We start from the raw sequence: 18523 nt of genomic DNA on the forward strand, positions 1-18523 counted from the left end.
GGAAACCCGATGAGTCAGTATCTCGTGGTCCACCAGACCCGCACGGCCGACCCGACCCCGTACGAGCGCAAGCTCGCCTCCGCGATCGAGTCGGTGTTCGGCACCGGGGTCCATCACCTGGACGGAGTCGTCAAGGGGCTCAACGAGACCGGCGTGTATGCCCCCGACGGACGGGCGTGGACGCCCGACACCTTCACCGCCGAGATGCGACGGATCGGAGCGTAGGACGATGGTGAACCGACTGCAGCGCACTCCCCTGACCGGCGACGAGATCTTCGCGACCGGCATGCGCAACCAGTGGCACGCCGTGTGCCCGTCGCACTTCGTCGAGCCCGGCGGCATGAAGCGGCTGCGCCGGCTCGGCGAGGACTGGTTGCTGTTCCGACAGTCCGACGGCACCCTGCGGATGCTCGCCGACCGCTGCCCGCACCGCGGCGCCCCGCTGTCGCAGGGCCTGCATCTCGGCGACCGGGTGGCCTGCAAGTACCACGGCGTCCAGGTCGGCGGCGACGGCACGGTGCTGTCGGTGCCGGGCATGCCAGGCTGCAACCTCGAGGGCAAGCAGCTGGTGACCAGCCTGCCGGTCCGCGAGGTCGCCGGCGCCGTCCTCGCCTGGTTCGGCACCGATCCGGACGCCGAGCCCGCACCACTGGATCTTCCGGATCCCCTTGTCGACGAGGATGTCTCGGCGTTCCTCTGCTACGCGGAGTGGTCGGCCCCGTGGCGGTTCGCGCTGGAGAACCTGCTCGATCCGATGCACGGCGCGTTCCTGCACCACGAGTCACACTCGATGTTCGGCGGCGAGACGTCCGCGAAGTTCCGCATCCGCGAGACGGACCGCGGCTTCTTCTTCGAGAAGACCGATCAGCGCGGCGTGAACTTCGACTGGGTCGAGTTCTGCCGCACCGGCGCCGACTGGGTGGACCTGGAGATCCCCTACCCGCCGACCGCGGGCCCGGGCGGATCCTTCGGCATCGTCGGCATGGGCACCCCCATCGACGCGGAGAACACCGCCGTCTTCTTCTGGCGGTACCGCCGGGTGCAGGGCTGGGAGCGGGACGTGTGGCGGTTCCTCTATCGCACCACCCTCGAGGAGCGGCACTGGGAGGTTCTCGAACAGGACCGCGTCATGCTCGAGTCCATGGCGGCCGACGCGGATCAGGCGGAGAACCTCTACCAGCACGACCTGGGCGTGATGCGGCTGCGCCGCCTCTACCGCGCGCAAGCCGACGCGCAGGCGCGGGAGCTGGCCGGGTCGACGAGCTGACACCACGAACCGAAGGGGCGCCACCGGATCCGGTGGCGCCCCTTCGGTTCGGTCGCGGGGTCCGTCAGCCGTCGGCACCGCGGACGATCGACTCCTCCAGCCTGCGCAGCAGGACGGCGAGCTCGGCCCGTTCGGTCTCCGACAACCCCGCCAGCATCCGCACCTCGTTGGCGAAGTGGTCGCGGGCCACGGTGTCGATCAGGTCCAGGCCCGCGTCGGTGAGCTCGGCGTACACGATGCGCCGGTCGTCGGCGTCCCGCTCGCGCCGGACCAGCCCGGCCTTCTCGAGCCGGTCGATACGCAGGGTGATGCCACCGGTGGTCACCAGCGACGACTCCGCGAGCTGCCCCGAGGTCATGCGATAGGGCTTGCCGGAGCGCCGCAGCGCCGACAACACGTCGAACGAGGCCATGTTGATGTCGTGCCGGTCGAAGACGTGGCCGATCGCACTCTGATACCGAAGATAGGTACGGTGCAGGCGCCCGAGTACCGCGAGCGGCGAGACGTCGAGGTCCGGACACTCGCGCGCCCACTGCGCGAGGATGTCGTCGACCGCATCCGGTTCGGGACTCTGCTTGCGCGCCATGCCTTCTCCACACCTCTGTCCCAGTGCTCAACTGTTGAGCACTGGGACAGAATACGTCGGAGCGGCGGCGTCAGGCGCGAGCGGTGGCGACGGCGTCGATCTCCACCGTCGCGCCGTAGGGCAGCGCACTGACCTCCACGAACGTGCGCGCCGGTCGCGGCTGCGCGAACAGGCGCTCGAACTGCCGGTTCGCCTCCTCGCGCAGCGACAGGTCCGTCACGTAGTAGGTGAGCTTGACGACGTCGCGCAGTTCGCCGCCCGCGACGGCGAGGCGGTCACACATTCGATCGATCGCCGCATCCAGGGCCTCGGTGCGGCCCGGGACGGCCGCACCCTCGCGGTCGATCGACAGTGCGCCCGAGACGAAAACGAGGCCGGCGGTCGTGACGGCCGGGCTGTAGGGGTGGTGGGAGGTGACATCGGTGAGAGACATGAAAATATCTTAGCGCTCAATTATTGATATGTCAGTGGCATGTTCGGAGTCTTGCGACCGGAGCGCTAGCGTTGATCTGTGCCGAGCACGGTGACACTGTTCCTCGCCGGGGACGTGATGACCGGGCGGGGTGTCGATCAGATCCTGCCGCATCCGGGTGGCCCGCGACTGCGGGAACGGCGGGTGTGGGACGCGCGGGACTACGTCGCACTGGCGGAACGGGAGAACGGACCGATCCCACGCCCGGCCGGATTCGACCATCCGTGGGGCGTGGCGCTGTCCGTTCTCGACGGCGCCGAGCCTGACGCCCGGATCGTCAACCTCGAGACGTCCGTGACAACGTCCCGGAACTACGCGCCGGGCAAGGGCATTCACTATCGGATGCACCCGGCGAACGTCGGCGTTCTCGAGGTCGCGCGGATCGACGTGTGCGCGTTGGCGAACAATCACGTCCTCGACTTCGGGACGCGCGGGCTGATCGAGACGGTGGACGTGCTGGGGTCCGCGGGCCTGCGGCCCACCGGCGCCGGCCGCGACGACCGACGCGCGTGGGCGCCGGCGTCGGTCCCGATCGGCACGGGCCGGGTGCTGGTGTGGTCGGTGGGATCGCCGTCGAGTGGGATCTCCCGCCGGTCCGGGGCCGGTCCACGGCGTCCCGGCGTCGCGCTGCTGCCGGACCTGTCGGACGGGACCGCCGCCCGGGTGCTCGACCGGATCGGCGCGGTGCGCGGCCCCGCGGACCTTGTGGTGGTGTCGGTGCACTGGGGGTCGAACTGGGGATACGAGGTGCCCGGCGACCAGGTGCGATTCGCGCACCGACTCGTCGACGGTGGCGTCGACGTCGTGCACGGCCACTCCTCGCACCATCCCCGCCCGGTCGAGATCCATCACGGACGCCCGGTGCTGTACGGCTGCGGCGACCTGATCAACGACTACGAGGGCATCCACGGATACGAGCAGTTCCGGGACGACCTGCGGCTGCTGTACCTGCCGGTGTTCGCGGCGGACACCAGGGAGCTGCTGGAGCTGCGGATGGTGCCGGTCCGGGCCCGGCGGATGCGGCTCGAGCACGTCACCAGGGAGGAGGCCCGGTGGTTGCGGCAGGTGCTCGGCGTGGGCGGGTCGAGCCGTCACGGCGCCTGGATCACCCCGTGACGGCGCGGCGGTGCACGACACGGCGCACGCCCCTCCCCGGCCGGGAAGGGGCGTGCGCCGAGGGATGTCAGCTCAGGTGGTGCACCTCCTGCAGCCCGTAGACCGGGGTTGGGATGCCCTCGTAGCGGGCCTTGAGCTGCAGCGCCAGGTACAGCGAGTAGTGCCGCGACTGGTGCAGGTTGCCGCCGTGGAACCACAGCCCCTCCTGCCGGGTGGGCTTCCACATGTTGCGCTGCTCGCCCTCCCACGGCCCGGGATCCTTGGTCGTGTCCGACCCGAGGCCCCAGCACTTGCCGACCTTGTCGGCGACCTCCTGACCCATCAGGTCCGCGGCCCAGCCGTTCATCGAGCCGTAGCCGGTCGCGTACACCACGACGTCCGCCTCGAGTTCGGTGCCGTCCTCGAGGATCACGCTGGTCTCGGTGAGTTCGCGGACGTTGCCGTGGGCCAGCGCGACGTCACCGTTCGCGACGAGTTCGGCGGCGCCGACGTCGATGTAGTAGCCGGATCCGCGCCGCAGGTACTTCATGAACAGCCCGGACCCGTCGTCACCGAAGTCGAGGTCGAAGCCGACCTTCTCGAGCCGGTCGTAGAAGTCCCTGTCCCGTTCGCGGATCGCGTCGTAGACCGGGATCTGGAACTCGTGCATGATCCGGTACGGGAGCGAGGCGAACGTGAGATCCGCCTTGTGCGTCGTCATTCCGGCGGCGACGGCCCGTTCGGAGTACAGGTCGCCGAGGCCGAGCTCCATCAGCGAGTCCGACTTGACGATGTGCGTCGAGGACCGCTGCACCATCGTCACGTCGGCGCCGTGCTCCCACAGCGCGCCACAGATGTCGTGGGCGGAGTTGTTCGCACCGATCACGACGGCCTTCCTGCCCGCGTACGCGTCCGGGCCCGGATGGGCGCTGGAGTGGTGCTGGTCGCCGCGGAACCTCTCCATCCCCGGGAACGAGGGGATGTTCGCCTTGCCGGACATCCCGGTCGCGAGCACCAGCTGCCTGGGACGCAACGTGATCGGTTCGCCGTCGCGCACCACCTCGACGGTCCACTCGCCGGACGTCTCGTCGTAGGACGCGGACGTGCACGTGGTCTTCGACCAGTACGGCACCTCCATCACCTTCGTGTACATCTCCAGCCAGTCGCCGATCTTGTCCTTCGGCGCGAACACCGGCCAGTTGTCCGGGAAGGGCAGGTACGGCAGGTGGTCGTACCAGACCGGGTCGTGCAGGCACAGCGACTTGTAGCGCTTCCGCCACTGGTCGCCGGGGCGGTCGTGCTTGTCGAGGACCAGCGTCGGCACCCCGAGCTGCCGCATCCGGGCGCCCAGGGCGATACCGCCCTGGCCGCCGCCGACGATCACCACGTACGGCTGGACGGTGTGGCCGAGTTCGCGTTCCTCGATCTCCCGCCGCTCCGACCAGGTGACACGGCCCGGATCGGCGCCGTGCTCGGCGCCCCTCGGCCGCCGCATGCCCTTGCCCTCCTCGTGACCCGCGAGTTCCTGCAACGTCGTCAGCAGCGTCCAGGCCCCCTCCTCGGTGAGCCGCAGATGCCCCTCGCCCCGGCCTGCGGCCGTTTCGAACGAGATCCACGCCGAGACCACCCCGTCCGCCTCGGTCGGCTCCTCGGTGGTGCGGAAACCGGACGGGTCGGTGTCCCCGAGACGGGACCACAGCATGTCCGCGATGCCGTCCCGCCCCTCGACGGTCTTGATGTTCCAGGTGAAGGCCACCAGGTCTCGCCAGAAACTGTCGGTGGCGAACAGGCCGGCCGCGGCCTCGACGTCCCGGGCCGCGAGCGCGGTCTCGAACGCGGCCAGCCAGGCGTCGACCCGCTGCTGCGGGGTGCCCGCACCCGCCCGGACCGCAACATCCCCCGTCGCTCCGCTCGAGACCGCCACATCCCCCGTCGCTCCGCTCGAGACCGGGTCGAGTGTCTGTGTCATGGCGCAATCCCTTCCGTTTGCCGTGTGATGTAGAGCACACCGCGGGCGGGGATCGGCAACAAGCGTTGCAGCGCGTTGCAGCGGCGTGCACCACGTGTGTGACACACGACACGGCCCGGCATATGCTCGCGGAACCAGCGACGAAAGACGGTGTTCGTGGGCAATTTCGGGGCAACCGGATTCGGGGCGATCGCGCCCGGCACCGACCTGTCCCGGTACGCCCGGGACCTGGTCCGCATGCACGACGCGGTGATCGGCGGCGGACGGTCTGCGCTGCAACCCCGCCCCGTGGTGCAGCGCTCGTGGAACCGGGTGCTGCGCTCCGGGCTGGCCCCCGACGGCTGCAACGCCCGCCCGGTGCTGCCGTTCGACGAGATCGAGCGGCGCAGGCGTCACTCGCCGCTCTCGGAGGTGATCCTCGAGCTCGAACAGGTGATCCGCGCGGTCGCCGACGCGTCGCACCTGCTGATGGTCGTGACCGACGCCGACGGGACGATCCTGTGGCGGTCGGGGTCGTCGAAGGTGCGCGGCCGCGCGGACGCCCTCGGATTCCGGGAGGGCGCCGAGTGGACGGAGGCCACCGTCGGCACCAATGCGATCGGCACCGCGATCGCGGAAGCCGCTCCGGTGCAACTGTTCTCGGGTGAACACTTCGAGCAGTCCCAACATCCGTGGTACTGCACGGCCGCCCCGATCCACGACCCTCGCACCGGGGACCTGCTCGGCGTCGTCGACGTCAGCGGCCCCGCCCTGACCCTGCACCCGACCGTTGCCGCCCTCGTCGAGACCGCCGTCCGGCTCGCCGAGGCGCAACTGTGGCGGCACCACGAGTCCCGACTCGAGCGCCTGCGTTCGTCGGCCGCACCGCTGCTGGCCTCGGTGACCGGCCCGGTCCTGCTCGTCGACGAACACGGCTGGGTGGCCCACACGTCCGGTGTCACGGCCACCAAACGGATCGCGGCGCCACGGGGGGACCGCACCCTGACGATCCCGGGGCTCGGCGTGTGCACGCCCGAGCGCATCACCGACGGCTGGCTGGTCCGGCCCGCAGGCGCCGACGCGCGGATCGCGCTGGAACTGGACCTGTCCGGCGCCCCGGTCGCGGTGATCAGCGGCGCCGACTCGACGTGGCGCACCTCCCTGAGCGCGCGGCACGCCGAGATCCTGCTGCTGCTGCACCTGAGCGGGCGCCGCGGGATGTCCGTCACCGAGCTCAGTTCCGCGATCCACGGCGATCCCGACCACGCGGTCGCGGTGCGTGCCGAGATCTCCCGGCTGCGCCGGGCCCTCGGCGCGGTGGTCGACGGCCGGCCCTACCGGCTGTCCGACACCGTGCACGTGTCGCTCGCGCTCGGCGCCGCCGGACGGCTCGCCGACTGCGACTTCGTCCGGCAGTCCGCGAGCCCGGCGGTCCGTGCCCTCGCGGACGGCTGACCCCACCTGCGCTCTCGACGGCGATTGGCGACCCGTACCCGACGTCCGGTATGCTGTACGGCGTTGTCTCGGCGAGGGTGAACCCGCTTGCGCAGGCTCACCGTGATCGACGCGGCCATGGCTGAATTCCTTCGAGCAGTGCTCCGGGGCCGTGCGCGTCCGTCGCCCCCCGTCGACGACCACACCTGAGTAGCCCGACCCCAGCAATCTCTGATGTGAGCCGTAGGAGCCGTTTCCCATGTCGACCGACGTCAACAACCTCGACGCCACCCTCCGTACCGAGTTCGGCAAGGGTGCCGCCCGCCGCGCCCGCCGCGACGGCAACGTTCCCGCCGTCCTCTACGGCCACGGCACCGACCCGCAGCACCTGAACGTGAACGCCCGCGCGTTCGCCGCGATCCTGCGCGCCCACGGCACCAACGCCGTCATCACCCTGAACATCGAGGGCTCCGAGCAGCTCGCGCTGACCAAGTCGGTCGTCGTCCACCCGATCCGCCGCCACATCGAGCACGCCGACCTGCTCGTCGTGAAGAAGGGCGAGAAGGTCACCGTCGAGGTCCCCGTCGTCCTCACCGGCGACGCCGCCTCCGGCACCCTGGTCACCCAGGACGTCACCACCATCAAGCTCGAGGCCGAGGCCCTGCACATCCCCGAGCAGGTCGAGGTCTCCATCGAGGGCGCCGAGGCCGGCACCCAGATCCTGGCCGGTGGCGTCGAGCTGCCCGCCGGTGCCTCGCTGCAGGACGACGCCGAGCTGCTGCTCGTGAACATCGTCGCCGCCCCGACCGCGGAGGCCCTCGAGTCCGAGGGCTCCGGCGAGGAGGGCGCCGCGGCTCCCGCCGAGGCCGCCGAGGCCGAAGCCGAGGCCTGACCTCCGCCTTTCGGCACACATCAGTGACGACGACGCGTCGCCCGCAGCGGGCGACGCGTCGTCGCATTCTGTAAGGACACGACGCACCGCGTCGGCACGGACAGGAGCACCGCGTTGAGCGACTCGACCGACACCGCCCTCGTCGTCGGGCTGGGCAACCCCGGACCCCAGTACGAGAAGACCCGGCACAACGTCGGATTCATGGTTGTCGAGACCCTCGCCGACCGCGAACGCGCTCGCTTCAGCGTGCACAAGAAGTCCGGCGCCGACGCCGTCACCGTCCGGATCGCGGGCCGTCAGGTGATACTCGCGAAGCCCCGGACGTACATGAACGTGTCCGGCAGGCCCGTCGCCGCGCTCGCCCGGTTCTTCTCCGTCGACCCCGCGAACCTCGTCGTCGTCCACGACGAACTGGACCTCGACTTCGGCACCCTGCGCCTGAAGCTCGGCGGCGGTGAAGGCGGCCACAACGGGTTGCGGTCCATCTCCCAGTCGCTCGGCACCAAGGACTACCTGCGCACCCGGGTCGGCATCGGCCGCCCCCCGGGTCGCATGGACCCCGCCGACTACGTGCTCAAGCCGTTCTCCAGCGTCGAGCGCAAGGAGCTGGATCTGATCCGCGAGGAAGCCGCCGACGCCGTCGAACTGCTCCTGCGCGTCGGCCTCGAGGCCGCGCAGAACCAGCTGCACTGACCGACTCATCCACTCAGTTTGCGCCGCAACAGCTTCCCTGTTGCCGACCGGGGCAGAGAGCCCACCAACTCCACCTCGCGTGGGTACTTGTACGCCGCCATCCGCTCACGGCAGTACTCGACGATCTCGGCCTCGGTGGCCGTGCCACCGGGTGTCAGCACGACGTAGGCCTTCGCAGACTCCCCCCGGTAGTCGTCCGCCATCCCGACGACCGCCACCTCCGCGACGTCGGGATGCTGCAGGAGCACCGACTCGACCTCGTGCGGCCAGATCTTGTAGCCGGCCGCGTTGATGACGTCCGTTCTTCGATCCACGACGTAGAACCAGCCGTCGGCGTCCATGAATCCGATGTCACCGGTGCGCAATTCGCCGCCGGTGAGCGCGGCCGCCGTCGCCTCCGGATCGTCCCAGTACGCACCGATCACCTGCGGGCCACTGGTGACCAATTCGCCGATCTCACCGACCGGGAGGTCCCGACCGTCGTCGTCCACGACCCGGACCACCGTGCTCGACACCGGTACACCGACCGACAGCACCCCGGTCTCCACGTCAACCGGTGACCGCAGCTCGGGCGGCACGATGTGCGTCGGTGAGGTCGTCTCGGTCTGACCGTAGACGTTGTGGATGTAGCCACCGAGCGCGGTCTCGAGTCGGTCCACGACGGCGGGTTCGACCGGCGCACCACCCGAATAGCGCAGCCGGAGCGGGGCCATCTCGTCCGCCGTGATGTCCGACTCGTCGGCGAGCCCGATGTAGGCGGTGATGGCTGCGACCGCGAACGCGGGGCGATGCTCCCGGATCGCGTCGGCCATCACACCCGGATGGATGCGATGGGTCAGCACGACGGGCGATCGCAGCAGCATCGCAAGCGTGACGGCACCGACGAGGCCGGTCACATGGAACACCGGCGCCAGCGCCAGAATCGGCTCCCCCGGTCGTATGCCGGTCCAGTCGCGATACGTCTGGGTGTTGAAGGTCAGGTTCGCGTGGCTGATCCGCGCGCCCTTCGGAAGGCCGGTCGTTCCCGACGTGGCGAGCAGCACGGCGACATCGCCGGGTCCGACCGGTCGCCGCCGCGGCACCGTTCCGTCGAACCCGGCGACCAGCGCTCCGAGGTCGATCGTGTCGGGTGGGCGGAGCCGCTCGACCCCGGCGAACAACCGGGCGTCGTTTCGCGACTGGCCGTCCAGAGCGGAGGCCGTCACCACGACCGGTACGGCGATGTCCGGATCCGTCGCCAGAGCCGGACGCACCACCTCGACGTACAGGTCGGCGAGCGCCAGCAGCGCTGCGGGCCGATAGCGGCGAAGGAACCATGCGAGCTCGTCGGCCTTGCTCATCGGGCTGACGGCGGCCGGGATGCCGCCGACCTTCCAGGTGGCGACCAACCCGATCACGAAGGCCGGATCGTTCTGGACGTACAAAGCACACCGATCCCCAGGCCGGAACCCGCGCGCCACGAGCAGGGCTGCGAGCGCGTCCGATGCGCGATCCAGTTCGGCCCAGGAGGTCGTCTCGTCGAAGTAGTGCACCGCGGGCTCGTCCGGAGCGGCCGCGACCGCGGCGTCGAACATGTCCATCGCCGTACCGAACTCGACGCGCAGATGCGCCGGTCGACCTCCGTAGTGCGCGAGCCACGGCCGGTCGTCGTACACACTCACGCGACCCTCACTTCGCCACACTCCTGTCCGGCCGGAACCGTCGCACAGTCTACGACGGGCGACAGTTGGCGCTACCGTGTTCAGTATGGCCGAACAGAACCCGACCGGATCAGCGGTACGCCGGGCCCGAGCACGGACCGGAACGACCCTGCGGGCTCTGGCGGCCGGAATCGGCGTGAGCGTCGGGACGATGAGCGCGATCGAGAACGGAAAGGTGGCGCTGACCATCGACCGGCTTCACGAGATCGCCAGGTACCTCGACGTCCCGGTCTCCCACCTCGTCAGCCCGCACCCCGACCGAGCGCCCGCCGAACCCCCGGCGGGGCCGGCCGACACCGGCTGGCGCACCTTCGCCGAACTCGACCTCGACCCCGCGCTCCGGGCGGCGGTCCAGGTCTTCACCGACCTGGGCTATCACGGCGCCACGATGCGCCTGGTGGCCCATGCCGCAGAGAGCAGCGTCGCCGGCATCTACCACTATCACCGCAGCAAACAGCAACTCCTCGTCACATTGATGACGCGAACCATGGACGACATGGAGTGGCGCGTCGCGGCCGCGGACGCCGAGGGCCGGTCGCCTGCCGAGAGATTCGCGCTCATGGTCGAGGCGATCGCCCTGTGTCACACGGTCCGCCGGGACCTCGCATTCATCACGGCAACCGAGATGCGGAGCCTGGAGGAACCCGAGCGACACACCATCACCGAGGCGCGTCGACGCCTGCAGAGGCGACTCGACGAGGCCGCGGTCGCGGCCGCCGCCGACGGCTCCTTCACGACCCCCGACCCACGCAGCACGGCCAGGGCCGCGGCAACGATGTGCATGTCCCTGCCGTACTGGTTCTCCCCCACCGGACCGATGACTCCGGCCGAGGTCGCCCGCGACTACGCAGGCCACGCGCTCGCGATGATGCAAGTTCAGGCTCGCTGAACCGGGAAAGGTACTGCCCGAGAAAAGTTTTCGCTTTCCGGATGACTCTTGACCATCGTCGTGATTCGTGTGACCCTGGTCTCACTGAACCAGCCGAACGTTCGATCGGAAGGTTCACTTCCGCAATGCGAGCCACTCGAGAGGTGCCCATGACCACCACCCCGGATCTCACCGAACTCCTCGCCGACTCCCCGTCCAACTGGGGCAAATGGGGAGCCGACGACGAGGTTGGCAGCCTGAACTACCTGACCGCCGAACAGGTTCTGAGCGGTGTCGGCCTGATCAGGAAGGGCGCGCTGTTCACCCTCCAGCGCCTCATCGGGGACCCCGACGGCGACCCGGTGTGGCCCGGACGGAGCCCGGCGACGCGGGAGATGATCCTCGACGAATCCCACTGGGACGAGGGCGGCGACGGCCCCGCCTTCCCCGGCGGTCTCCACTACGCCGACGACAAGATCAATGCCTTCCTGCAGGGCAGCACACAGTACGACGCGCTCGGTCACGTCTGGTACGACGGCCGGATCTACAACGGGTACGACGCCCGCACCACCGTGGGCGGTTTGGAGAAGGCAAGCGTCGAGCCGATCGCGCAGCGCGGCGTCGCCGGCCGCGCGGTGCTGCTGGACATGGCCCGTTTCCGCGACGTGGCGCACCTGGGCGCGGGCGAGACCTTCGACCACACCGACCTCGAGAAGTGCGCCGCCGCACAGGGAATCGAGATCAGGCCGCGCGACATCCTGCTGATCCGCACCAACCACCTCGACCTGTTCTTCCAGGACTCGGAGTCCTTCTACGGCGACTTCTGCGAGCCCGGACTCGTGTACTCACCGGAACTCGTGAAGTGGTTCCAGGACAAGGAGATCCCGAACCTGGTGACGGACACGATCGCCAACGAGGTCACCACGGATCCGCACAACGGCGTCGCACTCGTCCTGCACAACGCGCTCATGCGCAACCTGGGTATCGCCTTCACCGAGATCTGCGATCTGGAGAAACTGGCCGACGACTGCGCCGCGGACGGGGTCTACGAATTCTTCTACGTCGCAGCGCCGTTGAAGATCCACCGCGCAACCGGCGCGCCGGTGAACCCGGTGGTGATCAAGTGAGCTACCTCGACCGGCCCTGGCTCGCGCGCTACCCCGAGAACAGTCCTGCGGACATCGCGGTCGAGTACGCCACCGCGCTCGACGTCTTCGACGCCGCGGTGTCGTCGGATCCCGACCGCCCCTTCCTGCACTACTTCGACACCACCCTGACGTTCGCCGAGATCGATCGGGCCGCGAACGCGCTCGCATCGGCACTCGTCGCGGACGGCTTCGCGGCGGGAGATCGTCTCGCCGTCTACGTGCAGAACAACCCGGCGTACGTGATCGGCATCGTCGCCGCCTGGAAGGCCGGCGGGATCGCGGTCGCCATCAACCCGATGAACAGGCAGCGGGAGCTGTCGTACATGTTGATCGACTCCGGGGCAACGGCACTGCTCACCCTCGACGACCTCTACGCCGACGTCGCCGAGGAGGTGCTCGGGAGCGGGACCACCTCGGTACGGACGGTGTTCACCTCCTCACCGCTCGACTTCCAGACGAGGAACGACCGGCGGCTGTTCGAGGGAGTCGAGCGGCGTCGCAGCGAGGGCACCCGCGACCTCGTCGAGACCATCGAGTCGTACGACGGCACCGTGCCGCCCGCACCGGCACTGGCCCCCGGCGACGTCGCAGTGCTCACGTACACCTCGGGGACGACCGGGGAACCCAAGGGCGCCATGAACACCCACGGCAACCTGGCGTTCAACGCGCAGACCTACCGGGACTGGACCGGACTCGCTCCCGGAGAGGGGGTCCTGGGTATAGCGCCGCTGTTCCACATCACCGGGCTCGTCGGGCACGTGATGGTGGCCATGCTGGCACGATCCCCGCTGGTGCTCACCCACCGATTCGCCCCGGACGTGGCGCTCGACGCGATCCGCGAGTGGCAGCCGGTGTTCACCGTCGCGGCGATCACCGCGTACAACGCGTTGTCCGCCGCACCCGGTGCCACACCCGCGGACTTCGAGAGCCTGCGCGTGCTCTACTCGGGCGGCGCCCCGATCGCGCCCGCCATGGCGGACCGTCTCGAGACGGTGTTCGGGGCCTACATCCACAACATCTACGGCCTCACCGAGACGTCGTCGCCCTCCCACGGCGTCCCGCGCGGCGTCCGCGCCCCCGTCGACCCGACGTCCGGTGCGCTGTCGGTGGGTGTTCCCGTGTTCAACACCGTCGTCCGCGTCGTCGGCGAGGACGGCGAGGACGTCCCGGTCGGTGAGATCGGCGAGTTCGTCACCAAGGGCCCCCAGGTGGTGAGCGGCTACTGGAACAAGCCCGACAAGACCGCCGAGTCGATCCCGGGCGGCGAACTCCGCACCGGCGACGTCGGATTCATGGACTCCGACGGGTGGTTCTACGTTGTCGACCGCAAGAAGGACATGATCAACGCCTCCGGGTACAAGGTGTGGCCGCGAGAGGTCGAGGACGTGCTCTACTCGCATCCCGCGGTGCGCGAGGCCGCGGTCGTCGGAGTGCCCGACGAGTACCGGGGCGAGACCGTCAAGGCCTACGTCTCGCTGCGGAACGGGGAGTCGGTGGACGCGGACGAGCTCGTCGCCTACTGCAAGACGCAGATGGCCGCCTACAAGTACCCCCGTCAGGTGGAGTTCGTGGTCGACCTGCCCAAGACGGTCACCGGCAAGATCCTGCGACGAGAGCTGCGGGACCTGCGCTGATCCCGTGGTCGGTGGTGGTGCGCCGAGCACCGGTGCACCACCACCGACCGCACGTCGACCCGGGTGTCGGCACGTCAGTGCAGCAGCGACGCCGAGTGGGTGCGGCGCAGCTTTCCGGAGGAGGTTTTCGGGATGCTGCCGGGGCCGAGGACGGCCACGGTGCGGGGACGCACCCCGACCTCGGTGAACACCGCGTGCACGACCTCGTGTTCGATGCGGCGCACCTCGTCCGGGTCGTCGATCGCGTTGGTCTCGACGGCAACCGCGAACGACTCGCGCTTCTGCCCGGCGTCGAGGCGGACCGCGACGGCGTTGCCGGGGCGGACGCCGCGCACCGAGCAGGCGGCCCGCTCGATGTCGGTCGGGTAGATGTTGCGGCCACCCATGATGATGACGTCCTTGATCCGGCCGCACACCACCACGAGGCCGTCCTCGGTGAAGTAGCCGACGTCGCCGGTGCTGAGCCACCCCTGCTCGTCCTGGGCGGGACGCGGTCCGTCGACGGTGAGGTACCCGGGGGTGACGGACCGGCCGCGGACCTCGATGACGCCGACGTTGCGGGGCGGGAGCTCGCGGCGTTCCTCGTCGACCACGCGCCCCTCGAGTTCGGGGACGAACTTGCCGAGGGTGACCATCTTGCGGGCGTTGTGCTTGGTCGACGGCACCGCGTGCTGCATCGCCTCGAGCAGGTCGGGGTCGACCAGGTCCAGCACCATGCCGTGCCCCGGGGACGGCAGCGACACCGCAAGCGTCACCTCGGCCATCCCGTACGTGGGAGCCAGGGACGCGGGGTCGAGGCCGAACCGCTCCCCCGCCGCGGCGAGCGCCAGCATGGTGTCGGCGTCGATCGGTTCCGCTCCGTTGATCAGGCATCGCATCGACGACAGGTCGTACGCCCCGTCCGGCGCCTGCTCCAGCCGACGGGCCAGCAGCGAGTAGGCGAAATTCGGTGCGGCACTGATCGTTCCGCGATACCGGCCGATCAGGTCGGCCCACAGCAGCGGTGTGCGCAGGAAGTCGAGTGGGGTGATGCTGACGATCTCGGCGCCCATCTGCATCGGCAGGGTCAGGAACCCGACCATCCCCATGTCGTGGAAGAGCGGCAGCCAGCTGATCATCACGTCGTCGTCGACGTCGAACTTGAGCCGGTCGTGCATCGCGGTCGCGTTGCTGAAGAAGTTCGCGTGCGTGATCCGCACCGCCTTCGGTGATCCGGTGGACCCCGAGGTCAGCTGCTGCAACGCGATGTCGGTCTCGAGCGCGTCCAGCGGCGGGACCGGGTCCGCCGCGCGCAACTCGTCGACCGTGACGACGGAGATGCCGTGCTGCTCGAGTACCGGCCGCGCCACTTCGAACGGGGCGCCGAGGACGACGGTGCGGGCGCCGATCATCCGCACCACGATCTCGGTGTCACGTGCCCACACCTCGAGGTCGGTGCGGGGGGTCGGCTGGTGCAGCATCGTCACCGCGCCGCGGCGCATCCACACCCCCTGGCAGGCGGGGGCGATGTCGACGGGCATGCCGGCCAGCACGCTGACCGCATCGCCCGGTCCGACCCCCACGGCGGCGAGTCCACCCGCCATCCTGCGGGCGATGTCGTGGATCTCGGCCCAGGTCTGCCGCACCGGCGGGCCCGGTTCACCGGTGACCAGCCCATGGGTACTGGTCCCGGACGTCTCGTACATCTTGTCGGTGAATCTGCTCATCGCATACTCCTCACCGGGTCCCTACACGTATAACCTTCAATCGCCGCTGTTGTGTTACACGCCAAGCATGCGCCCCTGGTTCGACGGAGCGCGCCGATTCCGCCGATCCGGGGGCGGGTAATCTGGACCACCGGCGTTTCGCCACTGCTCGTGCCCCGGATGAGCAGGCCCGCAAGTCCGTCAGTAAAGGAATCCCCCGGTGACCACCGAGCCCGTGTCGACGACCGCCGCCCCCGATCACGAGGTCGGCACCGCCGACAAGTCCGCGAAGGCGCTCGCCGCGGAGGCCGGTCGCCGGCGCACGTTCGCCGTCATCTCCCACCCCGACGCAGGCAAGTCGACGCTCACCGAGGCGCTGGCGCTGCACGCGAAGATGATCGCCGAGGCCGGAGCCGTGCACGGCAAGGCCGGCCGCAAGTCGACGGTCTCGGACTGGATGGAGATGGAGAAGGCCCGCGGCATCTCCGTCAGCTCCACCGCGCTGCAGTTCAACTACAAGTCGCCCGAGACGGATCCCGACGAGGAACCGAACGTCGTCAACCTCGTCGACACCCCCGGTCACTCCGATTTCTCCGAGGACACCTACCGCGTGCTGACGGCCGTCGACGCCGCGGTGATGCTGATCGACGCCGCGAAGGGTCTCGAGCCGCAGACCCTGAAGCTGTTCCAGGTGTGCAAGCACCGGGGCATCCCGGTCGTCACCGTGATCAACAAGTGGGACCGGCCGGGCCGGTCGCCGCTGGAACTGCTCGACGAGATCCAGGAGCGGATCGGCCTGACCCCCACCCCGCTGTACTGGCCGGTCGGCATCGCCGGCGACTTCCGCGGCCTCCTGCGGCGCGGGGAGGACGGTGCCGCGCAGGAGTACGTCCGCTTCACCCGCACCGCGGGTGGCGCGAAGATCGCTCCGGAGGAGATCCTCGACTCGGCCGGTGCCGCGGCGCGGGACGGCGACGCGTGGGAGACCGCGGTCGAGGAGAGTGAACTGCTCTCGGCGTCCGGCCAGGACCACGACCAGGAGCTGTTCATCGCCGGGCAGACGTCGCCGGTGATCTTCGCGTCCGCGATGCTCAACTTCGGTGTCCGGCAGATCCTCGACACCCTCGTCGCGCTGGCGCCCTCCCCGGGCGCCCGCGCCGACGTCGCCGGGACCGAGCGCGACGTCACCGACCCGTTCAGCGCCGTGGTGTTCAAGGTGCAGGCCGGCATGGACACCGCGCACCGCGACCGGCTCGCGTTCATGCGCGTCGTCTCCGGTGTCTTCGAGCGCGGCATGGTGGTCACGCACGCGCAGACCGGGAAGCCGTTCGCGACGAAGTACGCGCAGACCGTGTTCGGCCGCGAACGCTCGACCGTCGACAGCGCCTACCCCGGTGACGTCGTCGGCCTGGTCAACGCCACCGCCCTTGCTCCCGGACACACCCTGTTCACCGACAAGAAGGTCGAGTTCCCGCCGATCCCCTCGTTCGCGCCCGAGCACTTCTCGACGCTGCGCGCGGAGAGCGCGGGCAAGTACAAGCAGTTCCGGCGCGCCGTCGACCAGCTCGACTCCGAGGGCGTCGTGCAGATCCTGCGCAACGACATCCGTGGCGACGCGTCCCCCGTGATGGCGGCCGTCGGTCCGATGCAGTTCGAGGTCGTGGCCGCCCGCATGAAGGCGGAGTTCAACGTCGAGGCCCGGATGGAGGGCCTGCCGTACCAGCTGGCCCGGCGCACGGACGCCGAGTCCGCGACCGAGCTCGGCCGCCAACGCGGCGTCGAGGTGTTCACCCGCTCCGACGGCGTGATGCTCGCGCTGGTGTCCGACAAGTGGCGGCTGCAGTACATCCAGAAGGAACACCCGGAGCTGACCCTCGAACCGCTCGTCGCGACCGCCGACTGATCCGCCCGGATGAACCCGCTTCTCGCGCTGTTCGACGCGGAGCTGCACGTCGGCGGTGCCACGATCCTGTGGCGCGAGATCATCGGCAACGGCTTCGGCATCGCGTCGGCGATCGGCGGCATGAAACGCGTGGTGTGGGCGTGGCCGGTGGGCATCGCGGGAAATGCGTTGCTGTTCACCGTGTTCATGGGCGCGCTGTTCCACACCCCGCAGGACCTGAACCTGTACGGGCAGGCGGGCAGGCAGGTGATGTTCGTTTCGGTGAGCGTGTACGGCTGGACGCAGTGGCTGCGGTCCCGGCAGTCCTCCGGCGAGGCGGTGCTGCCGCACTGGGCGCCGCCGCGCGACCGGCTGCTGCTCGTCCTGGTGATGGCGACCGGCACCGTTGCCTTCGCGCAGGTCTTCGCCCGCATCGGCTCCTACGGTCCGTGGCCGGAGGCCTGGATCTTCACCGGTTCCCTGCTGGCCACCTACGGCATGGCCCGCGGCTGGACCGAGTTCTGGCTGATCTGGATCGCCGTCGACGCCGTCGGCGTCCCGCAGCTGTTCATCGCCGGCTACTACCCGTCCGCATTCCTGTACCTGGTCTACGGCGCCTTCGTGCTGTGGGGGTTCGCGGTGTGGCTGCGGATCCAGCGGCGCGGCACCGAATTCCGGGCCGCGCGGGCTCTCACGGATCCCTAAGACTTCGCTAACCGGGGCCCAGTTTTTCGTCCCTACCTTCGTTCGTACAGGGCCGTCCCGGCCCCCGAACAAGGAGAGCGAACATGCGCCAGTCCCTCACCACCCGACGCACCCGCCGCCGTCTCGGCCTCGCCGCGGTGGGGGTCGCCGCGCTCGCCCTCGCGACCCCGGCGGTCGCGGCCGCGGACCCCGGGTCGTCCGATCCCGCCCCGGTGACCGCGGCGAACCGGGCCGCGGTCGCACCCGGCTGCACCGGTCCGGTGATCCTGAGCCCCGACGACCTGCAGCGGCTGATCGGCGAGGGCAGGGTCGTCCCCGCGACACCCACCGTGCCTGCCGAGCTGATCGTCACCCGCGACGACGCACCGGCGGGCCTAACGCCGGTGGCTGCGCTGCCCACGGCCGCTCCGCTCGACGGGCCGGCCCTGCCGTTCCCGCCGGCACCAGCCGACGCCGGGCCCGTCGTCGTCCTCGCGCAGGCGCCGGGCTGCTGAGCAGGACGTGAGGCGCGGGC

The 18523-nt window shown here is 69.8% G+C and carries 17 protein-coding genes; 12 read left to right on the plus strand and 5 right to left on the minus strand.

Going from position 1 to position 18523, the window contains the following annotated elements; all coding sequences use genetic code 11:
* Positions 1-9: 9 nt before the first annotated feature.
* Complete coding sequence (locus ABD951_RS00860; RefSeq protein WP_345341092.1) at positions 10-225, plus strand: recombinase-like helix-turn-helix domain-containing protein; 216 nt, start codon at positions 10-12, stop codon at positions 223-225.
* Positions 226-229: 4 nt separating this feature from the next.
* Positions 230-1267, plus strand: a complete 1038-nt coding sequence (locus ABD951_RS00865; RefSeq protein WP_345341094.1) for a Rieske 2Fe-2S domain-containing protein — start codon at positions 230-232, stop codon at positions 1265-1267.
* Between the two features lie 64 nt (positions 1268-1331).
* Here ABD951_RS00865 and ABD951_RS00870 read toward each other — a convergent pair whose 3' ends face one another.
* Complete coding sequence (locus tag ABD951_RS00870; RefSeq protein ID WP_345341096.1) at positions 1332-1853, minus strand: MarR family winged helix-turn-helix transcriptional regulator; 522 nt, start codon at positions 1851-1853, stop codon at positions 1332-1334.
* A 70-nt stretch (positions 1854-1923) separates the two neighbouring features.
* Positions 1924-2286: a RidA family protein gene (locus ABD951_RS00875; RefSeq protein WP_345341098.1), complete on the minus strand. Its 363-nt coding sequence runs from the start codon at positions 2284-2286 to the stop codon at positions 1924-1926.
* Positions 2287-2364: 78 nt separating this feature from the next.
* On the opposite strand from ABD951_RS00875, the gene ABD951_RS00880 reads away from it, so the two are divergent.
* Positions 2365-3441 carry a CapA family protein gene (locus tag ABD951_RS00880; protein ID WP_345341100.1) on the plus strand — a complete coding sequence of 359 codons (1077 nt, stop codon included), beginning with the start codon at positions 2365-2367 and terminating at the stop codon, positions 3439-3441.
* Positions 3442-3508: 67 nt separating this feature from the next.
* Here ABD951_RS00880 and ABD951_RS00885 read toward each other — a convergent pair whose 3' ends face one another.
* Entirely contained in the window at positions 3509-5389 is a 1881-nt protein-coding gene (locus ABD951_RS00885) for an NAD(P)-binding domain-containing protein (protein ID WP_345341102.1), read from the minus strand.
* Positions 5390-5545: 156 nt separating this feature from the next.
* Between ABD951_RS00885 and ABD951_RS00890 the strand changes: the two genes are divergently transcribed.
* From ABD951_RS00890 to pth, 3 genes are all read left to right on the plus strand, one after another.
* Positions 5546-6823, plus strand: a complete 1278-nt coding sequence (locus ABD951_RS00890; protein WP_345341104.1) for a helix-turn-helix domain-containing protein — start codon at positions 5546-5548, stop codon at positions 6821-6823.
* 238 nt (positions 6824-7061) lie between these two features.
* Positions 7062-7694, plus strand: coding sequence for a 50S ribosomal protein L25/general stress protein Ctc (locus ABD951_RS00895; RefSeq protein ID WP_345341106.1), 633 nt, complete (start codon positions 7062-7064; stop codon positions 7692-7694).
* Positions 7695-7808: 114 nt separating this feature from the next.
* On the plus strand, positions 7809-8387 hold the full coding sequence (pth, locus tag ABD951_RS00900) for an aminoacyl-tRNA hydrolase (RefSeq protein ID WP_345341108.1): 579 nt from the start codon (positions 7809-7811) through the stop codon (positions 8385-8387).
* Positions 8388-8392: 5 nt separating this feature from the next.
* Here the strand turns inward: pth and ABD951_RS00905 are convergent, their stop codons facing one another.
* On the minus strand, positions 8393-10048 hold the full coding sequence (locus tag ABD951_RS00905; RefSeq protein WP_345341110.1) for a class I adenylate-forming enzyme family protein: 1656 nt from the start codon (positions 10046-10048) through the stop codon (positions 8393-8395).
* 85 nt (positions 10049-10133) lie between these two features.
* Here ABD951_RS00905 and ABD951_RS00910 point away from each other — a divergent pair, with 85 nt between their 5' ends.
* The 3 genes from ABD951_RS00910 (at position 10134) to ABD951_RS00920 (ending at position 13737) form a co-directional block, all read left to right on the plus strand.
* Positions 10134-10976, plus strand: coding sequence for a TetR-type transcription factor C-terminal domain-containing protein (locus ABD951_RS00910; protein WP_345341112.1), 843 nt, complete (start codon positions 10134-10136; stop codon positions 10974-10976).
* A 149-nt stretch (positions 10977-11125) separates the two neighbouring features.
* The gene (locus ABD951_RS00915) at positions 11126-12082 is read left to right on the plus strand and encodes a cyclase family protein (protein ID WP_345341114.1); all 957 of its coding nucleotides are present in this window, start codon (positions 11126-11128) and stop codon (positions 12080-12082) included.
* Entirely contained in the window at positions 12079-13737 is a 1659-nt protein-coding gene (locus tag ABD951_RS00920) for a class I adenylate-forming enzyme family protein (RefSeq protein WP_345341116.1), read from the plus strand. Before ABD951_RS00915 ends, ABD951_RS00920 begins: the two co-directional genes overlap by 4 nt.
* A 74-nt stretch (positions 13738-13811) precedes the next feature.
* On the opposite strand, the gene ABD951_RS00925 is transcribed toward ABD951_RS00920, so the two are convergent.
* Entirely contained in the window at positions 13812-15443 is a 1632-nt protein-coding gene (locus tag ABD951_RS00925) for a fatty acyl-AMP ligase (RefSeq protein WP_345341118.1), read from the minus strand.
* 199 nt (positions 15444-15642) lie between these two features.
* Here ABD951_RS00925 and ABD951_RS00930 point away from each other — a divergent pair, with 199 nt between their 5' ends.
* The 3 genes from ABD951_RS00930 to ABD951_RS00940 all read left to right on the plus strand — a co-directional run bounded on the left by ABD951_RS00930 (position 15643) and on the right by ABD951_RS00940 (position 18503).
* A complete protein-coding gene (locus ABD951_RS00930; RefSeq protein ID WP_345341120.1) occupies positions 15643-17325 on the plus strand; it encodes a peptide chain release factor 3 in 1683 nt (560 codons plus the stop codon).
* A 9-nt stretch (positions 17326-17334) separates the two neighbouring features.
* A complete protein-coding gene (gene pnuC / locus ABD951_RS00935) occupies positions 17335-18009 on the plus strand; it encodes a nicotinamide riboside transporter PnuC (RefSeq protein WP_345341122.1) in 675 nt (224 codons plus the stop codon).
* Between the two features lie 83 nt (positions 18010-18092).
* Entirely contained in the window at positions 18093-18503 is a 411-nt protein-coding gene (locus tag ABD951_RS00940; protein WP_345341124.1) for a hypothetical protein, read from the plus strand.
* Positions 18504-18523: the final 20 nt, after the last annotated feature.

This window comes from Rhodococcus olei (genome assembly GCF_039540555.1).
Classification (GTDB): Bacteria; Actinomycetota; Actinomycetes; order Mycobacteriales; family Mycobacteriaceae; genus Rhodococcus_G; species Rhodococcus_G olei.

Coding starts and splice junctions, on each gene's coding strand:
- ABD951_RS00860 (WP_345341092.1), top strand. CDS start 10: ATGAGTCAGTATCTCGTGGTCCACCAGACCCGCACGGCCGACCCGACC.
- ABD951_RS00865 (WP_345341094.1), top strand. CDS start 230: ATGGTGAACCGACTGCAGCGCACTCCCCTGACCGGCGACGAGATCTTC.
- ABD951_RS00870 (WP_345341096.1), bottom strand. CDS start 1,853: ATGGCGCGCAAGCAGAGTCCCGAACCGGATGCGGTCGACGACATCCTC.
- ABD951_RS00875 (WP_345341098.1), bottom strand. CDS start 2,286: ATGTCTCTCACCGATGTCACCTCCCACCACCCCTACAGCCCGGCCGTC.
- ABD951_RS00885 (WP_345341102.1), bottom strand. CDS start 5,389: ATGACACAGACACTCGACCCGGTCTCGAGCGGAGCGACGGGGGATGTG.
- ABD951_RS00895 (WP_345341106.1), top strand. CDS start 7,062: ATGTCGACCGACGTCAACAACCTCGACGCCACCCTCCGTACCGAGTTC.
- ABD951_RS00910 (WP_345341112.1), top strand. CDS start 10,134: ATGGCCGAACAGAACCCGACCGGATCAGCGGTACGCCGGGCCCGAGCA.
- ABD951_RS00915 (WP_345341114.1), top strand. CDS start 11,126: ATGACCACCACCCCGGATCTCACCGAACTCCTCGCCGACTCCCCGTCC.
- ABD951_RS00925 (WP_345341118.1), bottom strand. CDS start 15,443: ATGAGCAGATTCACCGACAAGATGTACGAGACGTCCGGGACCAGTACC.
- pnuC (WP_345341122.1), top strand. CDS start 17,335: ATGAACCCGCTTCTCGCGCTGTTCGACGCGGAGCTGCACGTCGGCGGT.
- ABD951_RS00940 (WP_345341124.1), top strand. CDS start 18,093: ATGCGCCAGTCCCTCACCACCCGACGCACCCGCCGCCGTCTCGGCCTC.